This window comes from Methylobacterium sp. FF17, assembly GCF_025813715.1.
GTDB lineage: Bacteria > Pseudomonadota > Alphaproteobacteria > Rhizobiales > Beijerinckiaceae > Methylobacterium > Methylobacterium flocculans.
This window is the reverse complement of sequence record NZ_CP107532.1, coordinates 4,836,957-4,862,500: the sequence shown is the minus strand read 5'-3', so window position 1 is coordinate 4,862,500 and position 25,544 is coordinate 4,836,957. Positions and strand designations below refer to the sequence as shown.

Genomic DNA, 25,544 nt, shown 5'->3' with positions numbered 1-25,544 from the left:
AGCTGTTCGCCGGCACCGTGGCGGAGAACATCGCCCGCTTCGATCCGACCGCGCCCTCCGAGGCGGTGATCGCCGCCGCCCGCTCGGCGGGGGTCCACGACCTGATCCTGCGCCTCTCGGAGGGCTACGACACCCGCATCGGCGAGGGCGGGGCGGGCCTGTCCGCCGGCCAGCGCCAGCGCGTCGGCCTCGCCCGCGCCCTCTACGGCAACCCGTTCCTCGTCATCCTCGACGAGCCGAACGCCAACCTCGACGCCGAGGGCGAGAACGCCCTGACGCAGGCGATCCTCGGGGTGCGCCAGCGCGGCGGCATCTGCGTGGTCATCGCCCACCGTCCGAGTGCCCTCGCGGCGGTGGACCTCATCCTGATGATGGCCGACGGGCGCGCCCAGGCCTTCGGCCCCAAGGACGAGGTCCTGAAGCGCGTGCTGCGCCCGGCCTCGGTTCCCGTCGAGACCCGCGCCGGGGGCGCGCAACCCGGTTCCCTGCAGGAGAGCGCGTGATGGCCACCGCCGTAAGCCCCTTGAACGGCATGCCCGCCCTGATGGCCCCGCGCCCCACGGCGCAGGGGTCGATCCGCCGCCACCTCGCCCTCAGCGTCGCCTTCGGGGCGGTGCTGGTGCTGGGGGTGGGCGGCTGGGCCACCTTCACCCACATCTCCGGAGCGGTGATCGCGCCGGGCCAGCTCGTGGTCGAGTCCGACGTCAAGAAGGTGCAGCACCCCACCGGCGGCGTGGTCGGCGAGCTGCTGGTGCGCGAGGGCGCCCGGGTCCAGGCCGGCGACGTGCTCATCCGCCTCGACGAGACCCAGGTCCGGTCCAGCCTCGACATCGTCCTGAAGGCCCTCGACGAGCTGGCCGCGCGGCGCGCCCGCAACGAGGCCGAGCGCGACGGGGCGGCCCGCATCACCTTCCCGCGCGAGCTCCTGGCCCGCCAGGCGAGCGAGCCGGCGGTGGCCCTCCTGATCGAGGGCGAGACCCGGCTGTTCACCTCCCGCGTGGCGGGCCGCGAGGGCCAGAAGGCCCAGCTGCGCGAGCGCGTCCAGCAGCTGCGCGAGGAGATCAAGGGGCTCACCGAGCAGGTCGCCGCCAAGGCGCGCGAGATCGGCTTCATCACCGGCGAACTCACGGGCGTGCGCGAGCTCTACGCCAAGAACCTCGTCTCGCTCGCCCGCGTCAACGCGTTGGAGCGGGACGCCGCCCGCCTCGACGGCGAGCGCGGCCAGCTCACCGCCTCGATCGCCTCGGCCCGGGGCAAGATCGCCGAGACCGAGCTGCAGATCCTGCAGATCGACGGCGACATGCGCACCGAGACCGGCAAGGATCTCGCCGAGATCCGCGGCAAGTGGTCGGAGCTCGTGGAGAAGCGCGTCGCGGCCGAGGACCAGCTCAAGCGGATCGAGATGCGCGCTCCGCAATCGGGCACCGTGCACCAGATGACGGTGCACACGATCGGCGGCCTGGTGACGCCCTCCGAACCCGCGATGCTGATCGTGCCCGAGGCCGACCAGCTCGCGGTGGAGGTGAAGATCCAGCCGCAGGACATCGACAACGTCCGCCTCAACCAGCCGGCGGTCCTGCGCTTTCCCGCCTTCAACCAGCGCCTCACCCCGGAGATCGACGGGGTGGTGAGCCGGGTCTCGGCGGATGTGACCACCGACCCGAAGACGGGCATGAGCTTCTACGTCGCCCGCATCCGGGTGCCGGAGGACCAGAAGCAGCGCCTCGGCACCGCCCGCCTCGTGCCCGGCATGCCGGTGGAGAGCTTCGTGCAGCTCGGCGACCGCTCGGTGCTGAGCTACCTCATCAAGCCGCTGTCGGACCAGATCGCCAAGGCTTGGCGGGAGCGCTAAGGCTTGGCGGGAGCGCTGGGGCCTGGCGGGAGCGCTGGGGCCTGGCGGGAGCGCCGAGCGAGCGGGGCGACGGATCGCGCCGCCCGTCGCCGGCCTCGTGACCGCCTGTCGCAGGGATCGCGCCGGCGCTTCCGCGCGTCCGTCCTAATACATCCGGGCGATGTGCCCGGATGTCCCGATCCCGGATCCGGGACCCGCCTTCGCGCTTGCGAGATCCCCGGGCGAACGCGCGGGCCGGCGCGGGGACGAGCGCCCCGAGCGGGCTTTTGCCCCGCAACCGAGGACCGCGCCCGTAAAACCCCGTCAGTCGCGGGGCTTCGTCCCGTCGTTCAGGCGCCTGACCATCGTCCGGATATGGGCCCGCAGGATCGGAAGTCTCTGTGCGAGAAACGAGGCCGCCTGAACGGCGGGGTGTTCCTGGGCTTCCATCATCGATCCGACCTTCCTTCCCGACTACCCCGATTGCTCACGCCGCAGCGCACAAAAGCATCGGGAAACAACTGACGGCCGACGTCAAGGGCCCATTGTGGGGGAATTGCTATTCCGTGCCGGCACGCCCACGATCCGAGAGGTCAGCAAGGGGGCGGGAGACAGACACATGTGCCCGTCGGGCATCGTCTTTCCTGTCTTCCCGCATCCTGGCGCTCCTTTGGCGAAAAATCTGTTCGGCGAAAACTGGCCCGACGCATGATGGCATGCGCGCGAATGGGATCACGTCGCACCACGTTGGAATCGAATCCTTCACACGTGCGCCGTCCCGTGTTCCGGAAAGCGGTTCCCTCCATGCGCTTCCATTTCGACCTGACCGACGGCCGGATCACGATGCCCGACCCCGAGGGTGCCGATGCGGCGGACCTCGCTGAGGCCATCGAGCAGGCCGCGATCGTGATCGAGGAACTGCGCGGCACCGGCGAGTTGCAGGATGTGGACGGCCCCTGGGATCTGGTGATCAAGGATAGCAGGGGACAGGAGTTACACCGCCTGCAGATCTTGCCAAGCGAATAAACCGGCCAAGCTGACAAAATTCCATATCACATGTTGTTTATGTGGTCCGTCGACAGCTTAACCTTTGATGCTTTCGCGATGGCAACTGAGTTCTCGGCGAGAATGATGTCTTGCCGGGCACGCCGTCTTGCCGGGCACGCCGTCTTGGCTGGCACGAGGTCTTGCCGAGGACGAACCCTTGGCGAGGATGGCGGCGCGAAAACAGTTTCATGCCCCGGCCAGTTCGGCGGCCGCCCGCGCCAGCGTTCCGCCGGGCGCGCGCAGCGCCTCCAGGATCGAGAAATGGTCCGCCCCGGCGATCGCCTGCAGCCGCGTGGGCAGGTCCCGCTGCGCCCGCGCCTCGGCGTAGGCCCGGGATTGCCGCTGCAATTCCGGCAGCTCCCGCGCGCCGTGGGCGACGACCAGGGGCGCGGCGCGCTCCGTCATCGTCCGGATCGGCGACAGGGCCTCGACCTCGTCCGGGGTCAGCCGCAGGGCGTCGTCGAGGGTGGTCCGGGCGATGGGCGCGAGGTCGAAGACCCCGCTGACGGCGAGGGCCGCATCGACCTCGGGCCAGGCGAGCGCCAGGGCGGCGAGGTGGCCGCCGGCGGACCAGCCGGAGACGACGAGGCGCCGGCGCGCGAGGCCGGCGACCGCGTCCCGGGCGCGCAGGGTGCCGAGGGCCGCGCGGATTTCGTCGGCGATCCGCGTCAGCGACGCTTCCGGCGCCAGGGTGTAGCCGATCAGCGCCACGTCCATCCCCAGGGCCAGCGGCCCCTCCGCCATGCAGGCGAAGCCCTCCTTGGCGTTGCGCTGCCAGTAGCCCCCGTGGATGAAGGCCAGGAGCGGCGCGTGCCGCCGGCCGCAGGCGAACAGGTCGATGCGGTTGCGCGGGCCCGGGCCGTAGGGGATGTCGAGGGCGTGGCCGGGTGCCGCCCGGAGCCGGGCGCTGCGCGCGGCCCAGTCGGCGAGGCGGGCGGCGCTGTCGGCCACCGCGCCGGTGTTGTCGTAGGCCCGGCTCAGGGCCGCGCGGTCGAGGGTCCGCCAATCCGCCTCAGGACGCATCGCCGGTGCCCCGGTACCAGTCCACGAGGTCGCCCCCTTGCGCGAACCAGACGTCGTCGCGGGCGAGGCACGCGTCGAGGAGGCGCTCCAGCAGGCCGATGCGATGGGGCACGCCGGTGATGTAGGGGTGGATCGCGAAGCCCATCACCTTGGCGCCCCCGAGCGGGCCGTCGCCCGCCGCCTCCGCCGCGAGGCGTTCGAGCTGGGCCAGCGCCCGGTCCACGAACTCGTCGGCGCGGTGGTGCTGGATCGCCAGGAGGGGGATGTCGTTCAGCTCCACCGAGTAGGGCAGGGTGATGAGCGGGCGGGTCGCGGTGACGATGCGGCAGGGCCGGTCGTCCACCACCCAGTCGCCGACATAGTCGAGGCCGGCGGCGGCGAGGTGGTCCGGGCTGTCGAGGGTCTCGGTGAGGCCGGGGCCGAGCCAGCCGCGCGGGTTCGACCCCGTCACCGCCCGGATCGCGTCGAGGGTGCGGGCGATCATGGCGGGCTCGTCGGCGATGCGCTGGGTCGGGACCTGGTGGAAGCCGTGCCCCATGAACTCCCAGCCGGCCGCGTGCGCGGCCTCAGCCACCCGGGGATAGGCCTCGCAGACCGAGCCGTTGATCGACAGGGTCGGGCGGATGCCGCGCGCCTCGAACGCCGCGAGGACGCGCCAGAACCCGACCCGCATCCCGTATTCGTGCCAGCCCCAGTTGGCGAGATCCGGCAGCAGGGCCGCGCCGGTGGGCGCCACCAGGACCTGGCGCGGCATCGGGTTGTCGATGAGCCAGTGCTCGACGTTCACCACCGGCCAGAGCGCCACGCGCTTGCCGCCCGGCAGGGCGAGGCGCGGCCGGTCGATCGCGGCCCGGTAGGCGAGGCGATGCTCGGGCCGGCGGGGATCGGAAAAGTCCGGTTCGGTCATGGGGGTTCGCGGGATCTGTTCTGGAGGGATGCGAGCCCGCGTCACGGGCGCCGCCCGGTTCTCCTCCCCCTTGCGGGGAGGGGAAGGCCCGCTTTCGGGACTCGTGGACGCGTGGCGACGGTTGAGCGCCGTGTTACGCGCCTCCCCTCACGCCGCCACGCGGCCGTGGTGGCTGTGGAGCTGGGCCGAGAGCATCCGGCGGATGTCGTTGAAGGCGGGGCTGGAGACGTCGCGGCGCCGGGGCAGGGCGATGTCGTGCACGGCGTCGATCCGCCCCGGGCTCGGCGACATCACCACGACGCGATCGGCGAGGAAGATCGCCTCCTCGATGGCGTGGGTGACGAACAGCACGGTGAGCCCGGTGCGGCTCCAGAGGTCGAGGAGCTCGTCCTGCAGGCGCTCGCGGGTCATGGCGTCGAGCGCCCCGAAGGGCTCGTCCATCAGCACCACCTCCGCCTCGTTGGCGAGCACCCGGGCGATGGCGACGCGCTGCTTCATGCCCCCCGAGAGCTGGTGCGGATGCGCGTCCGCGAAGGCTCCCAGACCCACGAGGTCGATGTAGCGGGCCACCGTGTCCCGGATCTCCGCCGCCGGGCGCCCGCGCGATTTCGGCCCGAAGCCGATGTTGTCGCGCACGCTCAGCCAGGGGAACAGGCCGTAATCCTGGAACACCATGCCGCGCGAGGGGTCCGGCCCCGCGATGGGCTTGCCCCACATGCACGCCTCCCCCGACGAGGCGGTCTCGAAACCGGCCGCGATGCGCAGCAGGGTGGACTTGCCGCAGCCCGAGGCGCCGAGCAGGCAGATGAACTCGCCGCGCTTCACGCTCAGATTCGCGCCCTTCAGGGCCGTGATGGTCTTGCCCTGGACCGCGAAGGTTTTCCCGACGTCGCGGATGTCGAGGATCGGCAGGGTGGGCTCAGCCATGGAACACCTCAAGCATGGGCAGGGTCAACCATAGGCACGGTCAACCATGAGACGGACTCCAGGCGAGGAGGCGGCGGCCCAGCGCCATCACGATTCGGTCCGACAGGAAGCCGGCGACCCCGATGACGATCATGCCGCAGATCACGATCTCGGTGCGCGAGAGCTGGCGCGCCTCCATGATGATGGCCCCCAACCCCGTCTGCACCCCGGTCATCTCGCCGACCACGATCACCACCCAGGCGAAGCCGAGGCCGAGGCGCAGCCCCGTGAAGATCGACGGCAGGGCGGCGGGCAGCACCACCCGGAGGAACTGGGCCGAGCCCCGGCAGCCGAGCATCGCGGCCGCCTCGAACAGGCGCGGCTCCACCGAGCGCACCCCGAAGATGGTGTTGACGAGGATCGGGTAGAACGCCCCGAGGAAGACCAGGAAGTAGGCCGAGCGCGGCCCGAGCCCGAACAGGATCATGGCGAGCGGCAGCCAGGCGGTGACGGGCACGGGGCGCAGGATCTGGAAGGTCGGGTCGAGGAGCTGGCGCATCAGCGGCACCCGGCCGATGAGGAGGCCCAGCGGCAGGGCGCACAGCACCGCGAGGGCGAAGCCCCCGAAGACCCGCGACAGCGAGGCGCCGAGATGGGTGAGCAGGGTGGCGCTGAAGGCGTCGTCGTTGATGCCCCCCACCGCGAGGTCGACCAGCGCCGTCCAGACTTCGGCCGGCGGCGGGATCAGGCTGTAGGGCCGCCCGGTGGTGAGGAGATGCCAGACGAGGGCGAGTCCGGCGGGGATGGCGAGCGCCAGGGCGGCCTCGCGCAAACGTCCCCAAGGCAGACGCGCCCAAGGCAAGCGCATCCACGGCAGCGCGAGGCGCGGGCGGGGCGCCGCCTCCGGCACGGGCGCCGCCGCGAGGGCGGCCGGCGCGGCGCTCACGCGTCCCTCATGGCGTCGACGAAGCGGGTGTCGATGAAGGTCGCGAAGTCGGGCAGGCGCTTGATCTGCTTCAGGGCCAGCATGCGGTCGGCATAGACCTTGGCCTGGGCGATCTCGGTCTCGCCGAGCTTCCACTTCAGCTCGACATTGGGGGCGGAGAGCTCCAGGGCCTCGCGCTTCTGCCCGAGCTTGGCCACCGCCATGGCGATCATCGCCGCGCGGTTGCCCTGCGCGTAGTCGGTCGCCTTGCGGTGGATCTCCAGCATGGTGCGGACGATCTCGGGCTTCTTCGCGATGGTCTCGGCATGCGCGCCGAACACCATGTTGAGGGCGCCCATCTCGGTGCCGTAGGGATACTCCACGAGGCTGCCGATGCCGCTGGCGAGGCTGACGCCGGGGGCCGGCTCGGCGCCCACGTAGGCGTCGATGTCGCCGCGCGCCAGCGCGATGTGCATCTCGGAGAACGAGATCCGCACCGGCGTGATGTCCTTGACGCTCATCCCCTCCTGGCGGAGGCGCTCCAGGGCGAAGACCTCCTGGGTCGAGCCGGGCCAGAGGGCGACGCGCTTGCCCTTCAGGTCCTTCAGGGTGGCGATGCCCGCATCCTTCTTGGCGATGATCGCCATGCCGCGATTGCAGGTGGAGGCGATGATGACCAGCGGCTCGCCGGCGGCCGCCCCGAGGGTGCCGGCGGCGATGCCGAAGGTGCCGAACTCCACCGACTGCGTCACCACCGCGTTCTTGCACTCGGTGGGGCTCTCGAAGGGCACGACCTCGACCCGGTAGCCGGCCGGGGTGAACTGCTCGTAGAAATGCGGCGCGATGGAGTGGATCAGCTTCAGGGAGCCCATCCGGATCACCGTCGTCCCCTGCGCGCGCGCCGGGCGCGCCATGCCGAGGGGCGCGGACAGGAGACCAGCGCCGAGGCCGGCGAGAAGGGTACGGCGGCGGATCATGGGCAGGCTCCGGCGGGATTTCAGGCCCATGCTAGGGAGCAGCGGTGTTGCGCACGAGTGCTGTTTCTTGACCGGGCCGTTGCGTTCGGGGCAACAGGGAGGGGACACCGGCCGGGCCCCGCGATGAAGCATCTGCGCATCCTCACCTACGTGGCGGAAGTCGCCCGCCACGGGGCGATCCGCCGGGCGGCGGAGCGGCTCAACATCACCCCCTCGGCGCTGACCCGGCAGATCCAGGATCTGGAATACGAGCTCGGCACGCCGATCTTCGAGCGGGTGGCGCAGGGGATGCGCCTCAACGCGGCGGGGGAATTGCTGGTGCGCCACATCCGCGACCAGCGCGCGGACCTGGAGCGGGTGCGCTCGCAGATCGCCGACCTCTCGGGCGTCCGGCGCGGCCACGTGGCGCTGGCCTGCAGCCAGGCCTTCGTCACCCACGTGGTGCCGGACGAGGTGGAGGCCTACCGGGCGCAGTTCCCCCAGGTCACCTTCTCCGTGCAGGTGCGCGATCACGCCGAGGCGGTGGCCGCGCTGGCCCGGTTCGAGGCGGACCTCGCCCTGGTGCTGCAGCCGCCGCCCTCCGCCGAGATGCAGGTGCTGTTCTCCTGCCGCCAGACCCTGTGCGCCCTGGTGCGGGCGGGGCATCCGCTCGCCGCCGAAGCCGGGCCGGTGCGCCTGCGCGACTGCCTCGCGCATCCGCTGGCGCTGCCGGACCGCTCGCTCGCCATCCGCCACCACCTCGACGAGGCGCTGGCGCGGCGGGGCACGCCGCTCGCGCCCGTCATCGAATCGAGTTCGCTCGAATTCCTGCGCAACCTGGTGCTGCGCGAGGACGCGGTCAGCCTGCAGGTGCCGAGCGGCATCCCCGACGACCCGCGCCTGTGCTCCCGCCCCATCGACCCCCGCGATCTGGACCCGATGGCGCTGATCCTGGCGCAGCTGCGCGGCCGCACCCTGCCGGTGGCGACGGCGAAGTTCGCCGACCGCTTCGCCGGCCGCCTGCATCAGCGCTACGGTGGACCGGAACGTTGAGCCGGACGCGCGGGCCGCATCCCGTCGTCGCGAGAACCCGGAGGGTGGGGCGCATGCGCGGTCTGGTGGCCTGGATCGGCCTGCTCGCGGGTGGCGCGACCCTGGCGGTGGCGGCCGCCCCCGTCGTCGCGCCGGCGATCCTGGCGGGCCGGCTCCTCGGCGCGGCCGACGATCCCGGAACGCTCGCCGAGATCCGCCTGGAGCGCGCGGCCACGCCGGAGAGTCTGAGCGCGGGGCTCGACGCCGCCCTCGCGGCCGAGGACGAGGACCTGGCCCAGAGTTTCCTGGCGCTGGCCGAGGCGCGTGGCATCGCCATCGATCCGGCACGCCGCGCCCGGGTCGAGGCCCTTGCCGGAAACCGGGTCTCGCGCGCCGCACGGGACTTCGCGCACGGCGCCGTCTCGGGCGAGGCGGAGGGGACGGCCGGCCTCGCCGGGTCGCTCGCCGCCGACGTCACGGGGATCGGGGACGTGCGCGACCTTCTCCGCGAGGGCGGGCGCTACGCCCGGAACGAACCCTACGATGCCCTCGTGCTCGGCATGGCGCTGGTGGGCCTGCCGCTGACCGCCGCCACCTGGGCGGGGGGCGCGGGCGCGGGCGCGCGCGCCGGCATGACCGTGCTGAAGGCGGCCCGGCGCGGGGGCCGGCTCTCGCCCGCCCTGACCGTGAGCCTCGGCCGCACCCTGCGCACCGGCCTCGACCGCGAGGCCCTGGCCCGCGCCGTCACGGCCTCCGCCCGCCTGGATCTCGCCGGCGCCCGCGCCGCCGCGGGCCTCGCGGTGCGCCCCGGCGCGGTGGCACGCCTGACCGGGCTGGCCGCCGATTCCGTGGCGCTCGGCCGCCGCACCGGCCAGCGCGGGGTGATGCAGGTGCTCGGTCTCGCCCGCGACCCGGCCGACGTCACCCGCGCCGTCCGCCTCGCCGAGCGCCTCGGCCCCCGCACCCGCGCCACCCTCGCACTCCTCGGACGCGGGGCCCTGGCCCTCGTCAGCGGCCTCGTGAAGCTGGCGAGCGCCCTGCTGGCAGGGGTGATGTGGTGCCTCGGCGTGGCGCTGTTCTGCCGGCGGCTCGGGCTGCTGCTGGGCCGGGCGATCTGGCGACGGCCCGCCGCCGCGCCTGGACGGAGGGAAGTCCAGCCTCCGAAAGCCACCCGCACGATTGACGTGTGATAATTTCCCACATAAAGGAGGTGTCAACGATCCTCCGGTCGAACGCGAACACGTGCGCGGATCGGAAAGAACGAATACTGTCTTCTGACGTAACCAGAGGCCAGAAAAATCCAGAAACCGTGAAATCGTTGAATTTCTCGAACGCGCCGCGATAACCTGTCGACAGTGATACGCTGGGTTAAATTGATGACATCGAATAACCTGACGCCGCACATCCTTCAGCCGCGCGAATCCCGCTGGATTCAGCTTCGGCAACGGCCGGTCATAGCCTGGTTCACGGGTCTGTCGGGATCGGGGAAATCGAGCATCGCCGATGCGGTCGACCGGACCCTCACCGCCCGCGGGCGTCACACCGTGGTCCTCGATGGCGACACCCTGCGCAATGGGCTCAACCGCGACCTGGGCTTCAGCCCGAAGGATCGCGACGAGAACGTGCGGCGGGCCGCCGAGGCGGCGGCCCTGATGGCCGAGGCCGGGCTGATCGTCCTCGTCTCGCTGATCTCGCCCCTGCGCGCCGAGCGCGCGAATGCCCGCCGCATCGCCGGGGACCTCCCCTTCATGGACGTCTTCGTGAGTACGCCCCTGCCGGTCTGCGAGACCCGCGACCCGAAGGGCCTGTACCGGCGCGCCCGCACGGGTCAGATCCCCGACTTCACCGGGATCTCCGCGCCCTATGAGCCGCCGGGCAACCCGGACCTGACCATCGTCACCGAGAACCGCAGCATCGCGGAATCGGCGCGCCCGCTGGTCGACGTGCTGCTGGGGCTCAGCGCCTGGCCCGGGGGTGCGGCGGCGCGGCGGGCGCCCGTCGCGGGCACGCGCCCCGGTATCCTGGCCCCGGCCGCGGTCTGACCGGCGATGCGACGCTGTCTCGTCCATATCGGCATGCCGCGCACCGGCTCGACGTCGCTGCAGACCGTCCTGACCCACCTGCGGCCCGAACTCGTCCGCCACGGCGTGCTCTACCCGGAGATCAAGCCGCGCTCGGTGACCTGGGACGATCCGAATCACCAGGCTTTCGGCGAGACCCTGGACGGGCGCCGCCCCGCCCGCGAGCGTGCGGAATGCCTCGAGTCCCTCGCGCGCACCCTCGCCGGGACGCAGGCCGACACGGTCATCCTGTCCTACGAGGATTTCGCCCAGCAGCAGCGGCGCTTCGGCGTACCGGAGCAGTTGCGCGCGATCCTGAGCCGACACGGCTTCGCCATGGAGGTCGCCGTCGTGGTGAAGGCGCCCTCCGAGCACCTCAACTCCCTCTACAGCCACCGGGCCCAGATGATCCGCGAGCTGCGCCCGTTCCGCGCCTTCGCGCGGCAATCCTGGCGCTCCGCCCGCTTCGACTATCGCGCCCTGGTCGAACCCTGGATCGCGGCCGCCGACGGCCGCATCCGGGCCCTTCCGCTGCGGGACCGGCGCGCGGCGGGCTCCCTGGTGGAGCGCTTCGTCGCGGCGACCGATCTCACCGGGCGGATCGGCCACCTGATCGGGGCCGACGAGCGCGACCGCGTCGAGAACCGCTCGCCCGGTCCCCTCGCGGTCGAGGCGAGCCGCCGCCTCCGCCGCCTCGGAGTCCACCGGCAGGCCCAGGTCCATCCCCGCCAGATCGGCCGGTTCATCGACGGCGAGGCCTGGGTCCGGGGCTGGGACGCCACGCCGTTCCGGGGCGACGATCCGGCCGTGCTCGCGCGCATCGACGCCCATTTCGGACCCGCGAACGACCGCTTCGCCCGCTGGGTCTGGGGGGCGCCCTGGGCGTCGGTGGTGCGGGATGCCGATCCGCGGCCCCCGAACGAGCTCGCCGGCCGGCCGCTCACCCCGGAGACCGAGGCGCAGGTCGCCTGCCTCGTCGACCGCACCCTCGCCCATCACGACTTCCGCATTCCGCTGCACTGGTGGAGCCGGCTGCGCGACGCCGCCGAGGCCGGGACCGTGCGGGCCGCGCCGCTCGTCGGCTACCGGGGCTGGCGGGTGACCTGAGGGGCTGCGGGAGCCCCTGCGGGAGGGACGTCGCCCGGATCGACACGGTCCGCTCCCCGGCGGCCGGTTCCGGGCCGCGATCCGCCCCGCCCCTCACAGGTCGAGCACGTCCACCGCATCCCCGAGCCGGTCCCGGGCCAGCTCCGCCACGTGGCGGTGGTGGGTGAACAGGATGGGCTGGATCGTGTCGCCCACCGCCGCCAGGGCTTCGAGGCCGTGGGCGGTGCGGGCGTCGTCGAAGGTGAGGAAGAGGTCGTCGCCCACGAAGGGAGCGGGCTCGGAGCGGGTGGCGTAATCCTCCAGGTAGGCCAGCCGCAGGGCGAGGTAGAGCTGGTCGCGGGTGCCCTCGCTCAGGCCCTCCACGGGCACGAGCTCGCCCCCGGCGCGGCGGCCGGCGAGGCGGGGGGTGTCGGCGGCGTCGTAATCCTGGGCGAGGCCCGCGAAGGCGCCCCCGGTCAGGGCCCCGAACAGGGCGCCGGAGCGGGTCAGCAGGGGGTCCTGCTGGCCGGCCCGGTGGCGGCCGATGGCGGTGCCGAGCATCAGGCCCGCGAGCTTCAGCACCGCCCAGTGCCGCCCCTGCGCCTGCAGCTCGGCCTCGGCCGCCTTGCGCTGGGCCAGGGCCAGTTCGGCCCCGATGCCGCCCTCCAGTTCGGCCCGGCGGCGCTCGTGGCGGTCGCGGTCGGCGAAGGCGCGCTGTCCGCTCCTGTCGAGGTCGTCCGCCTCGGCCGCGAGGTTGGCGAGCTGCGCCTCGATGTCGTCGCCGCTGAGCGCCGCGAGGTCCGCCCGCAACGCCGCCTCCGGCAGGCCGTCGCCCGCCCGCGCCAGCTCGGCCCGGCGCTCGGCGAGTTCCGCCTCCCAGGCCCGGCGGGCGGTGAGGCGGGCATGCAGGGCCTCCGGGTCGGTGTCCGGGGGCAGGGCCGGGCCCTCGGCCAGCAGGGCGGCGAGGTCGGCCCGCGCCGCCTGCGCCGCCCGGGCCGCCGCCGCGCCCGCCGCCTCGGCCGCCGCGCGCTGGCGCGCCAGCTCCGCCCGCCGGCTCTCGCCCTTGAGGGCGTTCTGCAGGCGGGTGTGGACCGCCTTCATGGCGGCGGTGGGCGGCAGGCCGGCCAGATCCGGCGCCACCGCCCCGATCAGCCGCGCAACCGCGTCCCGGTAAGTCTCCAGGTCCCGGACGATGCCGTTGACCCGGCCGAGGCGGTTGTCGCGCTCGGCCAGGGCCGCCGGTACCGCCCGCCAGGCGGCGAGCGCCGCCTCGGCCTCGTCGGGGCCGGCCTCCGGAGGCAGGCCGAGGCCGGCGAGCGCCGGCCCCCAACCCTCGCGCCAGGACGCGGCCCGCGCCCGCGCCTCGGCCAGGGCCGCCTCGGTGCGGGCGATCTGCTCGGCGGCGCTGGCGGCGCGGGTCTTGGCGTCGCGCACGGCCTCCCAGCGCAGGGCGAGTTCGGCGACCCGGTCCTCCACCCGGGCGAGCATCCGCCCGACATCGAGGCCCGCGAGCTCGGGGAGCCCGGCCCGGCGGCTGAGGTCGGCCAGCGGCGCCCGGCAGGCCTCCACCCGGGCGGCGGTGCGGGCCTCCTCCAGGCGCGTGGTCTCGAGGGCCTGGGCGTCGTCGAGGAGCGTCTCGACCTCGCCGAGCCAGGCGGCCATCTCGACCGGGGCGGCGGGCACGATCCCGCAGGGCGCCCAGGCCTCGCGCCAGGCCGTTGCCCCTTCGGCCAGGCGGGCCTCGCAGGCGGCGAGCGCCTCGGCGGCGGCCGCCGCCTCGGCCTCCTCGGCCTCCAGGCTCCGGGCATCGGCCGCCTGCTCGGCGACGCGGGCGGCATCGCTGACGAGGTCGTCGGCGGCCCGGTCGGCGGCGGCGAGGGCCGCGCCGAAGCGGGCGAAGGCGTCGGGCGCGCCGCCGGGCAGGGCGGCGAGCAGGGCGTCGCGGGCGGCGCGCAGCGCGCGCAGGTCCGCCGGACTCGGGATCGGCCGTCCACCCTCGCGGGCCCGCAGGCGGGCCCGGCGCTGGGCCACCGCCGCCCCCGCCGCCGCGCGCCGGTCGGCGGCCCGGTCGCGCTCCCGCGCCTCCGCGTCGAGGTCGCGCCGGAAACGCGCCACCGCCTCGGCGGAGGGCGGGCGCCCGGCCGCGTAGGCGGCGAGGTCCGGCACCGGCGGGCTCAGCCGGGCGGCCTGCGCGGCGATCGAGCGGGCCTCGCGCGTCACCGAGGCGTCGAGGTCCTCGCGCCGGTCGAGGTCGCGCCGGAGGGTGGCGAAGGCCTTGAGGTCGGCCCGCAGGGGGGCGGGGTCGGCGAGCCCGCCCGCCCCCGCCATCGCGGCGGCGAGCCGCTCCTGCTCGGCCCGGCGGGCGTCCCGGTCCTGGCTCAGCCGGCCGAGGGTGGCCGCGTCCTCGCGCCCGGCGCGGATCAGACCCTCGATGCGGGTGCGGGCCGCATCGGAGGGCTGGCGGGCGCGCAACATCTCCGCATCGGGCAGGCCGATGCGTGCAGCAAGATGCGCCAGCTCGCGCCCGAACCCGTCGGCCTCGCCCCGGATGCGGGGCAGGTCGATGCCGCCCTTGTCGAACCGGTCGATGCCCCGGAACGCCTCCAGGATCTCGTCGGCCCGGGCGAGCACGCCCTCGTCCACCGGTACCCCCTCGAGGGCCAGCGCCGCCTCGCGCGCGGCGGCCCCGGTCCGGGCCGCGGCTTCCCCCGTCGCCCGCAGGGCCGCCAGCCCCGCGCCGAGCCGGTCGATCCAGGCGTCCGGCACGGCGACGAGGTCGGGCTCGGCCCCGGCGCGCTGGGCCATCCCGTCGATGGCCTGGAGCAGGGGGCCGACCCGGCGCAGCCGGGCGAGCCGCGCCTGCTCGGCGGCGATGCGCCCGCGCGCCGCCTTGATCTCGGCGAGCTGCGCGCCCGCCGCCTCGATCTCGCCGTTGAGGTCGCGCCAATCCCCGGCGCGCAGCTCGCCTGCGCGGATCGCCTTGCGGGCCTCCTCGTAGCGGCCAAGCGCCTGGTAGAACGTGCGTTTCTGGCTGGCGCGCGGGGTGAACACCTCGGCCGCCTCGGCCTCCAGCTCGGCCTGGAGGCCGCTGTAGCCGCGCAGGCCCGAGGCCGCCGCGAACAGGCTCGCGCCGACCTCGCCCTCGGCGTCCATCATCTCCGCCGCCCCCGCCCGGAGCGAGCGCGCATCGAGCCCGAAGGCGCGGCAGAACACGTCGCGCGACAGGCCGCCGAGGAAGGGCGCGAGCGCATCCTCGGGCAGGGCCCCGTCGGCGGCGTCGACCAGGGTGTTCCGGGTGCCCTTGCGCCGGCGGAAGGCGAGGCGGCGCCCGTCGGCGGCGCGGATCTCCGCCCCGATCCGCATCTGCGGCATGTCGTGCAGGAAGTCGTAGCGGGTGCGCGTCTCGATGCCGAACAGGAGGTCGGTGACGGCGCTGAGCGCCGAGCTCTTGCCGGCCTCGTTGGGCCCGAGCACCACGTGCAGGCGCGCGCCCTCGCGGAACCTCACCGTGCGGCCCGTGAAGGGGCCGTAGCGTTCGAGATCGAGGCTGAGGAGACGCATCGGGACCTTGGGCGGTTACGGAGCGGGTTTCGCGGACGCGGTCGCCGGTTCCTGCAAAACCGGCGACACAGGGACGATCTCAGCAGGTGCGGCCGGTCAGGCGCCCGAGGATCACCGCCTCGGCCTCCGCGCAGAGGGCATCGAGATCGGCGGCGAGGTCGTCCTCGGCCAGACCGCCCGGCAGCGAAGAACCTGGTAGCGAAGAACCCGGCAGCGAGGCACCCGGCATCTTGGCGGTGATCTCGGCGAGCGCCGCGCGGGCGCGGGCGCGAAACTCGGGATCGTGGTCCACGGCCGCCAGCAGCGTGGCGGGGTCGATAGCGGCGAAGGCGTCGGGTCGCGCCTCGGTGCGGGGCCGACGCGGGCGGGCGGTCTCGATCTTCAGGCGCTCCAGCCAGATGTCCTCGTGGATCCGGTGGGCGGCGGCCTGGATCTCGGCGGTGAGTCCCTCGCGGTCGGCCGCGAGGCGGTCATGGGCCGGCGTCTCGCCGTGCAGGCGCACCCGCACGGCCATGAGCCGCGCCGCGGCGGCGTCTCCGAGCGGGCGCAGGGCCGCCTCGATGGCCGCCACCGCCTCGCGCTCGGTCGAAGCCTCGGAGAGATCGACCTCCAGGTGGTGGAAGCGGGCCTGATCCACGATCAGGCGCTCCACGCTCCGCACCCGGCCGTCGGCGACGGACACGGCGACGGCGCCCTTGGGGCCGCACTCGCGGATGCTGCGGCCCTGGAGGTTGCCCGGGAACACGATCCAGGGATCGCGGGCGAGCTCGGCGTATTCGTGGACATGGCCCAGCGCCCAGTAGGCGTAGCCGCGCCCCGCCAGATCCGCCACCGAGCAGGGCGCGTAGGTGGCATGGGCCGCGTGCCCCGTACAGGAGGTGTGCAGGACGCCGATATTGAACCAGCCGGGGAGGGCGGCCGGGTAGGTCAGGGCGTAGTTCTCCTCCACGGCCCGGTTGGGGAAGCTGCGCCCGTGCAGCGCCACCTTGAACGCGTCGAGGCGGTGGGTCTCGGCCCGCGTGGCGGAGAAGCTGCGCACGGAGGGCGGCAGGGTGATGGAGCGGGTGATGACGCTCTCGGCATCGTGGTTGCCGCGCACCAGGATGACCGGGATGCCGACCCGGTCGAGGCGGGCGACCTGGCGGGCGAAGAACAGCCCGATGGTGTTGTCCGACCAGTCGCCGTCATAGACGTCGCCGGCCACGATCAGGAAGGCGGCGCGCCGCTCGATCGCCTGGCTGACGAGGTCCTCGAAGGCCCGGCGCCCAGCCGAGGCGAAGCGCCGGGCGATGTCCGGATCCTTCAGGGCGAGCCCGCTCAGCGGGCTGCCGAGATGCAGGTCGGCGGCGTGGATGAAGCTGAACGCGGACATGGTTTCCGGGTGGAGCAGGGGCCGCCCGGGCGAGGCTGGGCCGGGCCGGGATCGGGGGAGGGGCCGCAAGGTCGCGGGTTTGGCGCAGGATTGCAACGCTGCGGCACGCAGGCCCCGGCGACGGCCCCGGAGCACGGCATTCTGCGGATTGCCGCCGGCCGAGCGGCGAGGTAAGATCCTGATCCCTGTCAATGATCTAGATCGACGCATCCCCCGGAAGCCATCTCCTTCGAACGCGCATGCCCGCCCGCTTCTCTCCCCCCGAGACACTCCGCCTCCTCGAAGGCTTCGGGCTGACGGGCCACTGGAGCTGGCATTTCTCCGACGATTGCCATGTGTGGTCTCCCGGGCTCTACGGCATCCTGGGTCTCTGCCGCGACGCCGTCACGGCCGATTACCGGATCCTGTACAGCCTCATCCATCCGGCGGACCGTCCGCCCGCGATGAATCCCTTCGGGTCGAACCAGCTCGGCATCCTCCCCGACCAGAGCTTCCGGATCCTGCGCCCGGATTCGACGATCCGCACCGTAATGAGCCGCGCTGAGGTCCGGGTCTCGCCATCCGGCCGGCCGCTCTCGGCACAGGGGATCCTCATCGACGTCAGCGACCGGGAAGTCCTGGCGCGGGCGCAGGCGGTCCGGCGGCGCCAGGACCGCGCGATCTTCGACCGGGTGCGGGCCTTCACCTCGACGACGGCGATCTACCCGTTCCGCGCCTTCTCGCCGGAATGGCAGGAACTCGTGGGGCTTCCCGAGGACGAACTCATCGAGGAGCCGACCCGTCCGATCCTGCCGAGCGAGCGTCGGCACTGGAGGGAGTACGGCCGCGAACTCTACCTCACGCAGAGCCTGCTCCACACGACGCCGACCCTGAGGCTCGCGAACGGCGAGACCGTGCGATACCGCATGGTGATGATCCCGACCTCCGACGCGCAGGGCGCGCTCGCGTACTGGACGAACTACGTCGGTCCCATCGACCTCCCGGCGCGGGCCGCCGGACCGCTCCGGCACGGCCTGGAACAGCGGATCGAAGGCCCGCACATCCGGGCCGCCCGGGCCCTCCTCGACTGGTCGATGACCGATCTGTCGCGCGCCAGCGGCCTCTCGCTCTCGACGATCCGCCGGTTCGAGGAGGACGCCCCCGCCCTCGGCCCCGCGAGCCGCCAGCGCGCGGTGGCGGCCCTGCGCGCGGCCGGCATCGTCTTCTCGCTCACCGAAAGCGCGATCATCGCGGTGGGCAAGACCCGCTAAGCCCCGCTGAGCCCCGCCGAGACCCGCCGAGACCCGCTGAGGCGCCCGGAGGCGCGGACGCGGCACCGTCGCCGCGCGGGGCGGCCCTCAGCGGAACGCCACGTCGAGGTGCCCGTCCGCCCGCAGCACGACGTGGCAGGGGCGGGAGAAGTGATCGGCCTCAATGACGAGTTCGAAGGTCTCGGGGATCACGCCCGCGTCCATCACCTTCAGGCCCGCCCCCTCGTCGGACAGGCTGCGGACGGTGCAGTCGACGCGCGTGCGCCCGCCTTCGAGGGAGAGCCAGCCCGCCTTGAGCACGCGCGTGCGGATCGCCGGGCGCCGCCCAGACGCCGGGCCATGCGCTGGTTCACGCGACGGCCCGTGCGCGACGCAGCGGTCCCGCCCCCCCGCCTTGGCGGCGTAGAGCGCGGCATCGGCGTTCCGCAGCAGCCCGTCGAGTTCGGTCACCGTGGCGTCGAGGGCCGCCACGCCGAAGCTGGCGCTGACCCGGAGGGGGCCGGCCGGCGTCGCCACGCGAAGCTGCGCGATGGCGGCCCGCAGCTTCTCGGCGACCATCATCGCCGACGCGAGATCGGTGTGCGGCAGGAGCACCGCGAACTCCTCGCCGCCCACCCGGCCGAAGGCGTCGGAGGTGCGCAGCTCCCTGCGGCAGGCGGACGCCATCGCGGAGAGGACGCGGTCGCCGGCCGGATGCCCGTAGCCGTCGTTGACGGCCTTGAAGTGGTCGAGATCCACCATGATGCAGGCGAGCGGGTGTCCGTAACGCAGGGCCAGGGCGAGCGCGCGGGCGCCCTCGTCCCGGAAGGCCCGGCGCGACAGCACCCCGGTGAGGCTGTCCGTCATGGCGACGCGGCGCAGTTCGAGTTCGCCCATCACGATCTGGGACAGGTCGGCGAGGGTCTCGGCCTCCCCGTCGCAGAAGGCGCGCGGACGCGTATCCATGGCGCACAGGGTGCCGATGCTGTGGCCGTCGGGGGTTCGCAGGGGAACCCCGGCATAGAACCGGATCCGCGGCGGACCGGTCACGAAGGGGTTTTCGCAAAAGCGTGCATCGGCGCGGGCATCCGGCACCACGAGGATGCGGGGCTCGCGCATGGCGACGTTGCACAGGGCCGGCCCCCGCGCGGTCTCGCAGGCTTCCACGCCCGACCGCGCCTTGAACCACTGCCGATGCCCGTCGATCAGCGTGATGGTCGACATCGGCACGTCGAAGATGCGCCGCGTCAGCCGGGTAATGCGGTCGAAGCCCTCTTCCCGGGGCGTATCGAGGATGTCGTAACGGTCGAGGGCGACCAACCGCCCCGCCTCTCCGCCCTGCGCCTCGCGCCCCATTGTGTGGTCTCGTCAGGTCCTGGTCTCGGGTCGATCCGACAAGGCCTAACCCAAGTTGGTTTACGAAAATCCTGACGGCCTCGATCGTTTCCGATCCAACCCGGGGCCGCCCGGACGGATGACCCGCGCCCCCCGGTCGAGGTCCGCCGTCAGTAGCTCTGCGTCGGCCGGTCGAGGACGCGACGGCCCATCAGGCTCGCGGCCAGATCCACCATCAGGTGAGCGGTGCGCCCGCGCTCGTCGAGGAAGGGGTTGAGCTCGACGAGGTCGAGGCTGCCGACGAGGCGGGAATCGTGCAGCATCTCCATGATCAGGTGCGCCTCGCGGAAGGTGGCGCCCCCCGGCACCGTGGTGCCGACGCCGGGCGCGATGCCGGGATCGAGGAAATCCACGTCGAGGCTGACGTGCAGGCGCCCGCCGGCCGCCGCGACCCGTTCGAGGAAGGTCCGCAGGGGAGCGACGACACCGGCCTCGTCGAGGGTGCGCATGTCGTGGATCAGCATGCCCGACTCGCGCACCGCGACGCGCTCCGCCGGGTCGAGGCTGCGCGTGCCCATCAGGCAGACATGACGGGCGTCGATAGGGGCGGGCGGAGCCGGCAGGTAGCCCGCGAAGCCGGCGCGCCCGGTGGCGTAGGCGAGGGGCACGCCGTGCAGGTTGCCGCTCGTGGTGGTGTCGAGGGTGTGGAAATCCGCATGCGCATCGAGCCAGAGCACGAAGAGCGGACGCCCCTCCTCGGCGGCCCGGCGGCCGAGGCCGGACAGCGTCCCGGCCGAGAGGCTGTGGTCGCCGCCGAGGAAGATCGGAAGGCCCTCGGCGCTCGCCGCGTAGGCGGCGTCCGCGATCACCGCCGTCCAGGCCGCGACGGCGCCGAGGTGGCGCAGGACCCCGTTGGGATGGGCGCGCGGGCTGGCGGGGCCCGGCGCGAGGTCGCCCGCATCGACGATGTCGAGCCCGAGGCCGGACAGGGTCTCGGCCAGCCCCGCCGCCCGGTAGGCGCTCGGCCCCATGTCGCAGCCGAGCCGGCCGGCGCCCTCCTGCACGCGGACGCCGATCAGGGTGCAGCGTGTGTTCGTCATGGCATTCCTCGCGTCGCGGCCCCCTCGGCTCGCCGGACCGGCGGGCGCCTTGCCAGGGCCGTGCCGCCGGGCAGGTAGGGCGGGGCGGCGCCGACCGCGAGGTCCCCGCCACGGTGACGGCGGGTTGCGCCTCCCAACCGTATCATCACGATATCAGAACGAATGCATCGCCACGTTCTGTTGGATCGAACGGTCGCGACATGGGCCTATGGGTCATGACGAACGACGCCCCCATGACCGCCACCGACCCGCCCGACCGCATCACGCGAGCCCCCGCGCCCCTGCGCACGCGCCTCACTGCGCACATAACCGCGCACATCACGGCGCACCTGCCCGGCCTGGCGCTCTGCCTCGCGGTGAGCGCGGCGGCGATGCTCCTCGAAGCCGTCGAGGTGCGCCTGTTCGGCAATGCCTGGCTCGAAGCGCTGGTGCTCGCCATCCTGATCGGAACCGTGCTGCGCACCCTGTGGACGCCCGCGCCGCGTTGGGACGCCGGCATCGATTTCGGGGCCAGGACCGTGCTCGAAATCGCCGTGGTGCTGCTCGGCGCCTCCTTGAGCCTGACCACGCTGCTGGAGGCCGGCCCCGGCCTCCTCCTCGGCATCGCGGGGGTCGTCGCCGTATCCATCGCGACGAGCTACGCCATCGGCCGGGCGCTCGGCCTGCGGCACCGCTTGGCGATGCTGGTGGCCTGCGGCAATTCCATCTGCGGCAACGCGGCGATCGCCGCCACCGCCCCGGTCATCGGTGCCGAGGGTGAGGACGTCGCAGCCTCCATCGCCTTCACGGCCGTGCTTGGCGTGCTGGTGGTCGTCCTCCTGCCGCTGCTGGTGCCGCTGCTCGGCCTGTCGCCGATGCAGTACGGCGTGCTGGCCGGCCTCACCGTCTACGCCGTGCCGCAGGTGCTCGCCGCCACCGCCCCGGTCGCCGCGCTCAGCGTGCAGGTCGGCACCCTGGTCAAGCTCGTGCGGGTGCTGATGCTCGGCCCCGTGGTGCTGGCCCTCTCGCTGGGGCGGAGGCGGTCGGGTCGGCCGGGAAGCCCCGCGCCGGACCGCGTCCCGCTGCACCGCCTCGTGCCCTGGTTCATCCTGGCCTTCCTGGCGCTCGCCGGGCTGCGTGCGGCGGGGCTGATCCCCGAGGCCGTCCTGCCGATCCTCGCCCGGGCCGCAACCCTGCTCACCGTGGTGTCGATGGCGGCCCTCGGCCTCGGGGTCGACGTGCGGGTCGTCGCCCGCGCCGGGCTGCGCGTCACCCTCGCCGTCGTCGCCTCCCTGCTGGCGCTGGGCGGCATCAGCCTCGGGCTGATCCGCGGCCTGGGTATTCTCTGATCCCGAGCGGGGCTTCTCTCGCCTTGGGCAGGACTTCTCAGCCGGCGGGCGCGCGGGCGATGAGGGCGAGGAGCGCGTCCGCCGCGCGGCTGCGGTAGCGTTCCCGGTGCCGCAGCACCCGGAAGAGCCGCGCCGGCAGCGTGAGGTCGGCCCGCACCAGGGTGCCGGCGCGCAGGGCGCCGGCGACCACCGAGGCCGACAGCACACTCGCCCCGCCGCCGGCCTCCACCGCCGCCCGCACCGCCTCGTTCGAGGGCAGTTCCAGGGCCACCTTCAGGCCGGCGGGCGGGAGGCCGCGCGCCTCCAGGGCGGCCTCGAAGGCCGAGCGGGTGCCCGAGCCCGGCTCCCGCAGGACCCAGTCCGCCGCCGCGAGGGCCTCGCGCCCGATCGCGCCCCCGCCCGCGAAGGGATGCGTGGGCGCCACCACGAGCACGAGTTCGTCCCGCGCCACCTCCGTGCTCGCCAGGGCGGGATCGTCGCGCTCGCCCTCGACGAAGCCGAGTTCGGCCCGGCCTTCGCGGACGGCGGCGGCGGCCTCCGCCGTGTTGCCGACCTCGAGGCGCAGCACGATCTCCGGATAGGCCCGGCGGAAGGCCACGAGGTGCGCCGGCAGCCAGTGGCTGGCGATGGTCTGGCTCGCCTGGAGGGCGAGCGTCCCCCGGCGCAGGCCGCTGAGATCGGCCAGCACCAGTTCGGCGGCCTCGGCCCGGGCCAGGACGGCGCGCGCCTCGTCGAGGAAGACCCGGCCGGGTTCCGTGAGCTGGATGCCGCGCCCGACCCGGTGGAACAGCTTCGTGGCATGCCGGCCCTCGAGGGTGGCGATGGCCGCGCTCACCGCCGACTGCACGAGGTTGAGCGCCTCGGCGGCCCGGGTGACGTGCTCGCGCTCGGCCACCGCCACGAAGATCCGCAACTGGTCCAGGGTCATGGGGCAAGGGTCATGGGATAGGACGGGTCATGGGAACGAGAGGGCGCGGGGGTCGCCCGGTGATAGGGGGGCAGGCGGCCCCTGCCTATCCCCCCGGGTCGCCCGCCATTCGGTGACAGGCTCGGCCTCGCCGACGCGGGGCGCCCGTCGCATCAAAGGATTTGTTAACCAATCCGGCCCCAGCCTCGCGGGATCGGCGTGGTAAGAGGCCGGACGGACATCGGCGCGGCGAAGGACGTTCGAGGCCGGTCGCGCCCAGGGTTGTCCTTAATCCCGCCCTGTTCTCCGAGCCCATTGGTGGAGGCCGGTGGTCCTGCCGCAAGCAGAGGCCAGGCGGTCCCGGATAAGGAAACGAACCCATGATCAAAACGCTGCTGGCGCTCTTCACCGTCGCCGCCGTCCTGACCATCCGGGCGTCCCTGAAACTTCTCTGGCTTCCGTTCCAGAGCTTCGGCGGGCTCCTGCGCGGCCGCCCCGCCGCGACCTGATCCAGGATCGCGGCTCCATCGGATCAGGGCGACGCCGCCGGCCGGGCGGCGCCCCGCGTGCCGGCCCGTGACCGTTGCGCGGATACCGGCCGGGCCTTGCCGCGCGGGGCGCGCGTCGCGGGCCGTGCGGGCGCGGCGGAAGCCCCCGCTGCTGAGCCCTCGGACTCGGACACCTTGGGCGCGTGGGCATCGAGGAAGCGGCGACATGCGTCGAAGCGCGCCTCGACCTCGGGCGGGCAGGCGAGGCCCCGGTCCTCGGCCAGGCGGCGCGCATAGGCCAGCATGGCGGCGCTCGGGGCCCGCTCCGCGCCCACCCCGTCGCGGGCCTCGGGGCGCGGCCCCGCATGGGCGTCGAGGAAGGCCCGGCAGCGGGCGAGGCTGCTCTTGCAGCCGCGGGGCAGGGGCACGCCCTTGCGGGCGGCCAGCGACACCGCGAAGGCCACCATGGCGGGCGTCGGCGGACGGGCCTCGCCCTGGGCCGCCGGGTTCGCGCCCGGCGGGATCAGGCCGGGATCGAGGCTGACGACCTCCGCCCGCCCGATGGCGTCGATCAGGGCGTCGAGCCGGGCGCGGGTGCGCGCACGGAAGCGGTCCGCCCGCGCCAGCGCGTCCGCCCGGGTGGTGGCCCGGCCGATCTCGGCGAGATCCGCCTCGAACATCGCCCGCCCCACCGGATCGCCATAGGCCGGGAACACCCGCCGCACCGCCGCGATGAAGGCGAGCCCCACCTCCGTCACGGTGATGGCCGGATCCTTGCCGCCGGCCAGGCTGATGTAGTGGCTCTTGAGGAGCTTGGGCAGGATGGTGTCGCGGGTCGCCGCCGTGCCGAGCCCCTTCGGCTCGTTCGGGTTGACGGGGTTCTCCAGGGCGCGCTTGGCCGCCGGATCCTCGACCTGATCGATGAGGCGGCCCATCACCACCGGCAACTCGCCGCGGGTGATGCGCCGGGGCGGCTCGGTGACCGCCTGCGCGATCTCGGCGCCGGTGGCGCGGGCGGCCTCGCCGTCGGTCACGGCCGGCAGGCGGGCGACGCTGGCCTCGTCCTCGCGCCGCGCCTTGCCGGGGACGATGTCGGGCTCGGCCTCCGCCTCGGCGCCGTAGACCGCCCGCCAGCCGGGCACCCGGACGACGCGGCCGGTCACCGAGAAGCGCCTCGGGCCCGGCGCGGCCGCTGCCTCCGGGATCTCCCCCACCGAAACCTCCGCCGCCACGCTGGTGCGGGCATCGATGCCGTCGGGCAGGTGGGCGGCGACGTAGGCCTTCGCCACGAGGTCCCACAGCCGGATCTGCTCGGCGTTCAGCCGGCCCCCCTCCGGCACCTTGCGCAGGGGCACGATGGCGTGGTGCTCGCCCGGATCCTTGACGTAGTGACCCTTCGCGCCGCGCCGGATGATGGGGTCGTCCGTCATCAGGGCCGCGAGATCGGGGCGCACGCGACCGATGGCGGCGAGCACCGCGCCGGCATCCCCCGCCTGCCCCTCCGGCAGCGATTCCGACTCGGTGCGCGGATAGCTGAGATAGCCCTGGTCGTAGAGTTCCTGGGCCAGCCGGGCGGTGTGCTGCGGGTCCCAGCCGAAGCGCTTGGCGCAGCGCCGGGCCAGGGTGTCCTTCGAGAACAGGCGCGGCGGCGCGCGGCGCACGTCGCGCTGCTCCACCGCCAGCGGCCCGGACCAGGCGGCGGCGGCCGCCGCGATGGCCTCGGCCGTCCCGCGCGCGAAGATCCGCTCCTTGGGCATGTGCCACAGGGTCAGGGCGGCGCCGGTGCCCGTCTCCACGTGCAGCGCCACCTTGTAGAAGTCCTGCGGCACGAAGGAGCGGATGCGCGCCTCGAGATCGGCCAGGATGGCGAGGGTGGGCGACTGCACGCCGCCGAAGCGCCAGGGCTCGCGGAAGGCGGGCGGGCGCAGGCGCAGGGAGATGGCGCGGGTGCCGTTCAGGCCGAGATGGTAATCCTCGTACTGGCGGCAGAGCGCCTCGAGATAGGCCGCGTAGTCGCGCTCCCCCGAATCCGGCTCCCGCGCCAGGGTCGCGAAGGCGCGCCGGATCGAGACGTCGTCCAGCGCCCCGAGCTTCAGGCGATCCACGCGCCCGCGCCAGCCGAGATGCTCCAGTACCTCCCAGGCGATCATCGAGCCTTCGCGCCCCGGATCGGTGGCGATGATGACCCGCTCGACGCCCCGCAACGCCTGGGCGATGGCGGCGATCCGGCCCGCATGGGACTGGCCGGACCGGTTCGTGCCGCACTGGAGCGGGATGGCGTCGAGGACGATGGGCAGGGCCTCGAAGCGCCAGGGCTTCCAGTCGGGCCGGATCCGGCCGGGCTCCTCCGCCGCGAGGAGGTGCCCCTCGGCCGCGACGCAGACGGTGCCGGGCGAGCGGAAGAAGCGCTGGAGCTGGCGCATCGCCGAGGGCTTCTCGAAGAAGAACAGC

At 73.7% G+C, this 25,544-nt stretch carries 21 protein-coding genes (1 of these 21 only partly in view); 10 read left to right on the top strand and 11 right to left on the bottom strand.

Features of this window, described 5'->3' with window-relative positions; genetic code table 11:
- The 3 genes from OF380_RS23270 to OF380_RS23260 all read left to right on the top strand — a co-directional run.
- Window positions 1-503, top strand: the end of a protein-coding gene (locus tag OF380_RS23270) for a type I secretion system permease/ATPase (RefSeq protein WP_264048020.1). Its footprint begins 1,243 nt before the window's first position; only the last 503 of its 1,746 coding nucleotides appear in the window; its start codon lies beyond the left edge, outside the window; it ends in the stop codon at window positions 501-503.
- On the top strand, window positions 503-1,852 hold the full coding sequence (locus OF380_RS23265; protein WP_264048019.1) for an HlyD family type I secretion periplasmic adaptor subunit: 1,350 nt from the start codon (window positions 503-505) through the stop codon (window positions 1,850-1,852). The genes OF380_RS23270 and OF380_RS23265 overlap by 1 nt, the downstream gene beginning before the upstream one ends.
- 783 nt (window positions 1,853-2,635) lie before the next feature.
- Window positions 2,636-2,857, top strand: a complete 222-nt coding sequence (locus OF380_RS23260) for a DUF6894 family protein (protein ID WP_264048018.1) — start codon at window positions 2,636-2,638, stop codon at window positions 2,855-2,857.
- A gap of 207 nt (window positions 2,858-3,064) precedes the next feature.
- Here OF380_RS23260 and OF380_RS23255 read toward each other — a convergent pair whose 3' ends face one another.
- The 5 genes from OF380_RS23255 to OF380_RS23235 form a co-directional block, all read right to left on the bottom strand.
- Window positions 3,065-3,901, bottom strand: a complete 837-nt coding sequence (locus OF380_RS23255; protein WP_264048017.1) for an alpha/beta hydrolase — start codon at window positions 3,899-3,901, stop codon at window positions 3,065-3,067.
- Complete coding sequence (locus OF380_RS23250; RefSeq protein ID WP_264048016.1) at window positions 3,891-4,808, bottom strand: polysaccharide deacetylase family protein; 918 nt, start codon at window positions 4,806-4,808, stop codon at window positions 3,891-3,893. The genes OF380_RS23255 and OF380_RS23250 overlap by 11 nt, the downstream gene beginning before the upstream one ends.
- 147 nt (window positions 4,809-4,955) lie before the next feature.
- Complete coding sequence (locus OF380_RS23245; RefSeq protein WP_264048015.1) at window positions 4,956-5,735, bottom strand: ABC transporter ATP-binding protein; 780 nt, start codon at window positions 5,733-5,735, stop codon at window positions 4,956-4,958.
- Window positions 5,736-5,775: 40 nt separating this feature from the next.
- Entirely contained in the window at window positions 5,776-6,660 is an 885-nt protein-coding gene (locus tag OF380_RS23240; protein WP_404810498.1) for an ABC transporter permease, read from the bottom strand.
- Entirely contained in the window at window positions 6,657-7,616 is a 960-nt protein-coding gene (locus OF380_RS23235) for an ABC transporter substrate-binding protein (protein WP_264048014.1), read from the bottom strand. The genes OF380_RS23240 and OF380_RS23235 overlap by 4 nt, the downstream gene beginning before the upstream one ends.
- Window positions 7,617-7,739: 123 nt before the next feature.
- Between OF380_RS23235 and OF380_RS23230 the strand changes: the two genes are divergently transcribed.
- The 4 genes from OF380_RS23230 to OF380_RS23215 all read left to right on the top strand — a co-directional run bounded on the left by OF380_RS23230 (window position 7,740) and on the right by OF380_RS23215 (window position 11,794).
- The gene (locus tag OF380_RS23230; protein ID WP_264048013.1) at window positions 7,740-8,648 is read left to right on the top strand and encodes a LysR family transcriptional regulator; all 909 of its coding nucleotides are present in this window, start codon (window positions 7,740-7,742) and stop codon (window positions 8,646-8,648) included.
- A gap of 53 nt (window positions 8,649-8,701) precedes the next feature.
- Complete coding sequence (locus OF380_RS23225) at window positions 8,702-9,817, top strand: hypothetical protein (RefSeq protein WP_264048012.1); 1,116 nt, start codon at window positions 8,702-8,704, stop codon at window positions 9,815-9,817.
- Between the two features lie 186 nt (window positions 9,818-10,003).
- Window positions 10,004-10,669 carry an adenylyl-sulfate kinase gene (cysC, locus tag OF380_RS23220; protein WP_264048011.1) on the top strand — a complete coding sequence of 222 codons (666 nt, stop codon included), beginning with the start codon at window positions 10,004-10,006 and terminating at the stop codon, window positions 10,667-10,669.
- Window positions 10,670-10,675: 6 nt separating this feature from the next.
- Window positions 10,676-11,794, top strand: coding sequence for a hypothetical protein (locus tag OF380_RS23215; protein WP_264048010.1), 1,119 nt, complete (start codon window positions 10,676-10,678; stop codon window positions 11,792-11,794).
- 93 nt (window positions 11,795-11,887) lie between these two features.
- Here OF380_RS23215 and OF380_RS23210 read toward each other — a convergent pair whose 3' ends face one another.
- Window positions 11,888-15,334: a YhaN family protein gene (locus OF380_RS23210; RefSeq protein ID WP_264048009.1), complete on the bottom strand. Its 3,447-nt coding sequence runs from the start codon at window positions 15,332-15,334 to the stop codon at window positions 11,888-11,890.
- A 79-nt stretch (window positions 15,335-15,413) separates the two neighbouring features.
- Window positions 15,414-16,706 (bottom strand): metallophosphoesterase family protein, encoded by a 1,293-nt coding sequence (locus OF380_RS23205; protein WP_264048008.1) that lies wholly within the window; start codon window positions 16,704-16,706, stop codon window positions 15,414-15,416.
- Window positions 16,707-16,945: 239 nt separating this feature from the next.
- Between OF380_RS23205 and OF380_RS23200 the strand changes: the two genes are divergently transcribed.
- Window positions 16,946-17,956: a PAS domain-containing protein gene (locus OF380_RS23200; protein WP_264048007.1), complete on the top strand. Its 1,011-nt coding sequence runs from the start codon at window positions 16,946-16,948 to the stop codon at window positions 17,954-17,956.
- Window positions 17,957-18,043: 87 nt separating this feature from the next.
- Here OF380_RS23200 and OF380_RS23195 read toward each other — a convergent pair whose 3' ends face one another.
- Window positions 18,044-19,291 (bottom strand): sensor domain-containing diguanylate cyclase, encoded by a 1,248-nt coding sequence (locus OF380_RS23195; protein WP_264048006.1) that lies wholly within the window; start codon window positions 19,289-19,291, stop codon window positions 18,044-18,046.
- Window positions 19,292-19,440: 149 nt separating this feature from the next.
- On the bottom strand, window positions 19,441-20,370 hold the full coding sequence (gene rocF / locus OF380_RS23190) for an arginase (protein WP_264048005.1): 930 nt from the start codon (window positions 20,368-20,370) through the stop codon (window positions 19,441-19,443).
- A 233-nt stretch (window positions 20,371-20,603) separates the two neighbouring features.
- Here rocF and OF380_RS23185 point away from each other — a divergent pair, with 233 nt between their 5' ends.
- Window positions 20,604-21,698, top strand: coding sequence for a YeiH family protein (locus tag OF380_RS23185; RefSeq protein ID WP_264048004.1), 1,095 nt, complete (start codon window positions 20,604-20,606; stop codon window positions 21,696-21,698).
- Window positions 21,699-21,735: 37 nt separating this feature from the next.
- On the opposite strand, the gene OF380_RS23180 is transcribed toward OF380_RS23185, so the two are convergent.
- Window positions 21,736-22,626, bottom strand: a complete 891-nt coding sequence (locus tag OF380_RS23180; protein ID WP_264048003.1) for a LysR family transcriptional regulator — start codon at window positions 22,624-22,626, stop codon at window positions 21,736-21,738.
- A 359-nt stretch (window positions 22,627-22,985) separates the two neighbouring features.
- Between OF380_RS23180 and OF380_RS23175 the strand changes: the two genes are divergently transcribed.
- On the top strand, window positions 22,986-23,114 hold the full coding sequence (locus OF380_RS23175) for a hypothetical protein (protein WP_264048002.1): 129 nt from the start codon (window positions 22,986-22,988) through the stop codon (window positions 23,112-23,114).
- 23 nt (window positions 23,115-23,137) lie between these two features.
- Here the strand turns inward: OF380_RS23175 and OF380_RS23170 are convergent, their stop codons facing one another.
- Window positions 23,138-25,516, bottom strand: coding sequence for a type IA DNA topoisomerase (locus OF380_RS23170; protein ID WP_264051458.1), 2,379 nt, complete (start codon window positions 25,514-25,516; stop codon window positions 23,138-23,140).
- Window positions 25,517-25,544 lie beyond the last annotated feature (28 nt).

Coding starts and splice junctions, on each gene's coding strand:
- OF380_RS23235 (WP_264048014.1), bottom strand. CDS start 7,616: ATGATCCGCCGCCGTACCCTTCTCGCCGGCCTCGGCGCTGGTCTCCTG.
- OF380_RS23255 (WP_264048017.1), bottom strand. CDS start 3,901: ATGCGTCCTGAGGCGGATTGGCGGACCCTCGACCGCGCGGCCCTGAGC.
- OF380_RS23195 (WP_264048006.1), bottom strand. CDS start 19,291: ATGGGGCGCGAGGCGCAGGGCGGAGAGGCGGGGCGGTTGGTCGCCCTC.
- OF380_RS23185 (WP_264048004.1), top strand. CDS start 20,604: ATGACCGCCACCGACCCGCCCGACCGCATCACGCGAGCCCCCGCGCCC.
- OF380_RS23260 (WP_264048018.1), top strand. CDS start 2,636: ATGCGCTTCCATTTCGACCTGACCGACGGCCGGATCACGATGCCCGAC.
- OF380_RS23215 (WP_264048010.1), top strand. CDS start 10,676: ATGCGACGCTGTCTCGTCCATATCGGCATGCCGCGCACCGGCTCGACG.
- OF380_RS23205 (WP_264048008.1), bottom strand. CDS start 16,706: ATGTCCGCGTTCAGCTTCATCCACGCCGCCGACCTGCATCTCGGCAGC.
- OF380_RS23265 (WP_264048019.1), top strand. CDS start 503: ATGGCCACCGCCGTAAGCCCCTTGAACGGCATGCCCGCCCTGATGGCC.
- OF380_RS23175 (WP_264048002.1), top strand. CDS start 22,986: ATGATCAAAACGCTGCTGGCGCTCTTCACCGTCGCCGCCGTCCTGACC.
- OF380_RS23170 (WP_264051458.1), bottom strand. CDS start 25,516: ATGCGCCAGCTCCAGCGCTTCTTCCGCTCGCCCGGCACCGTCTGCGTC.
- OF380_RS23210 (WP_264048009.1), bottom strand. CDS start 15,334: ATGCGTCTCCTCAGCCTCGATCTCGAACGCTACGGCCCCTTCACGGGC.
- cysC (WP_264048011.1), top strand. CDS start 10,004: ATGACATCGAATAACCTGACGCCGCACATCCTTCAGCCGCGCGAATCC.
- OF380_RS23250 (WP_264048016.1), bottom strand. CDS start 4,808: ATGACCGAACCGGACTTTTCCGATCCCCGCCGGCCCGAGCATCGCCTC.
- OF380_RS23180 (WP_264048003.1), bottom strand. CDS start 22,626: ATGACCCTGGACCAGTTGCGGATCTTCGTGGCGGTGGCCGAGCGCGAG.
- OF380_RS23230 (WP_264048013.1), top strand. CDS start 7,740: ATGAAGCATCTGCGCATCCTCACCTACGTGGCGGAAGTCGCCCGCCAC.
- OF380_RS23225 (WP_264048012.1), top strand. CDS start 8,702: ATGCGCGGTCTGGTGGCCTGGATCGGCCTGCTCGCGGGTGGCGCGACC.
- OF380_RS23245 (WP_264048015.1), bottom strand. CDS start 5,735: ATGGCTGAGCCCACCCTGCCGATCCTCGACATCCGCGACGTCGGGAAA.
- rocF (WP_264048005.1), bottom strand. CDS start 20,370: ATGACGAACACACGCTGCACCCTGATCGGCGTCCGCGTGCAGGAGGGC.
- OF380_RS23200 (WP_264048007.1), top strand. CDS start 16,946: ATGCCCGCCCGCTTCTCTCCCCCCGAGACACTCCGCCTCCTCGAAGGC.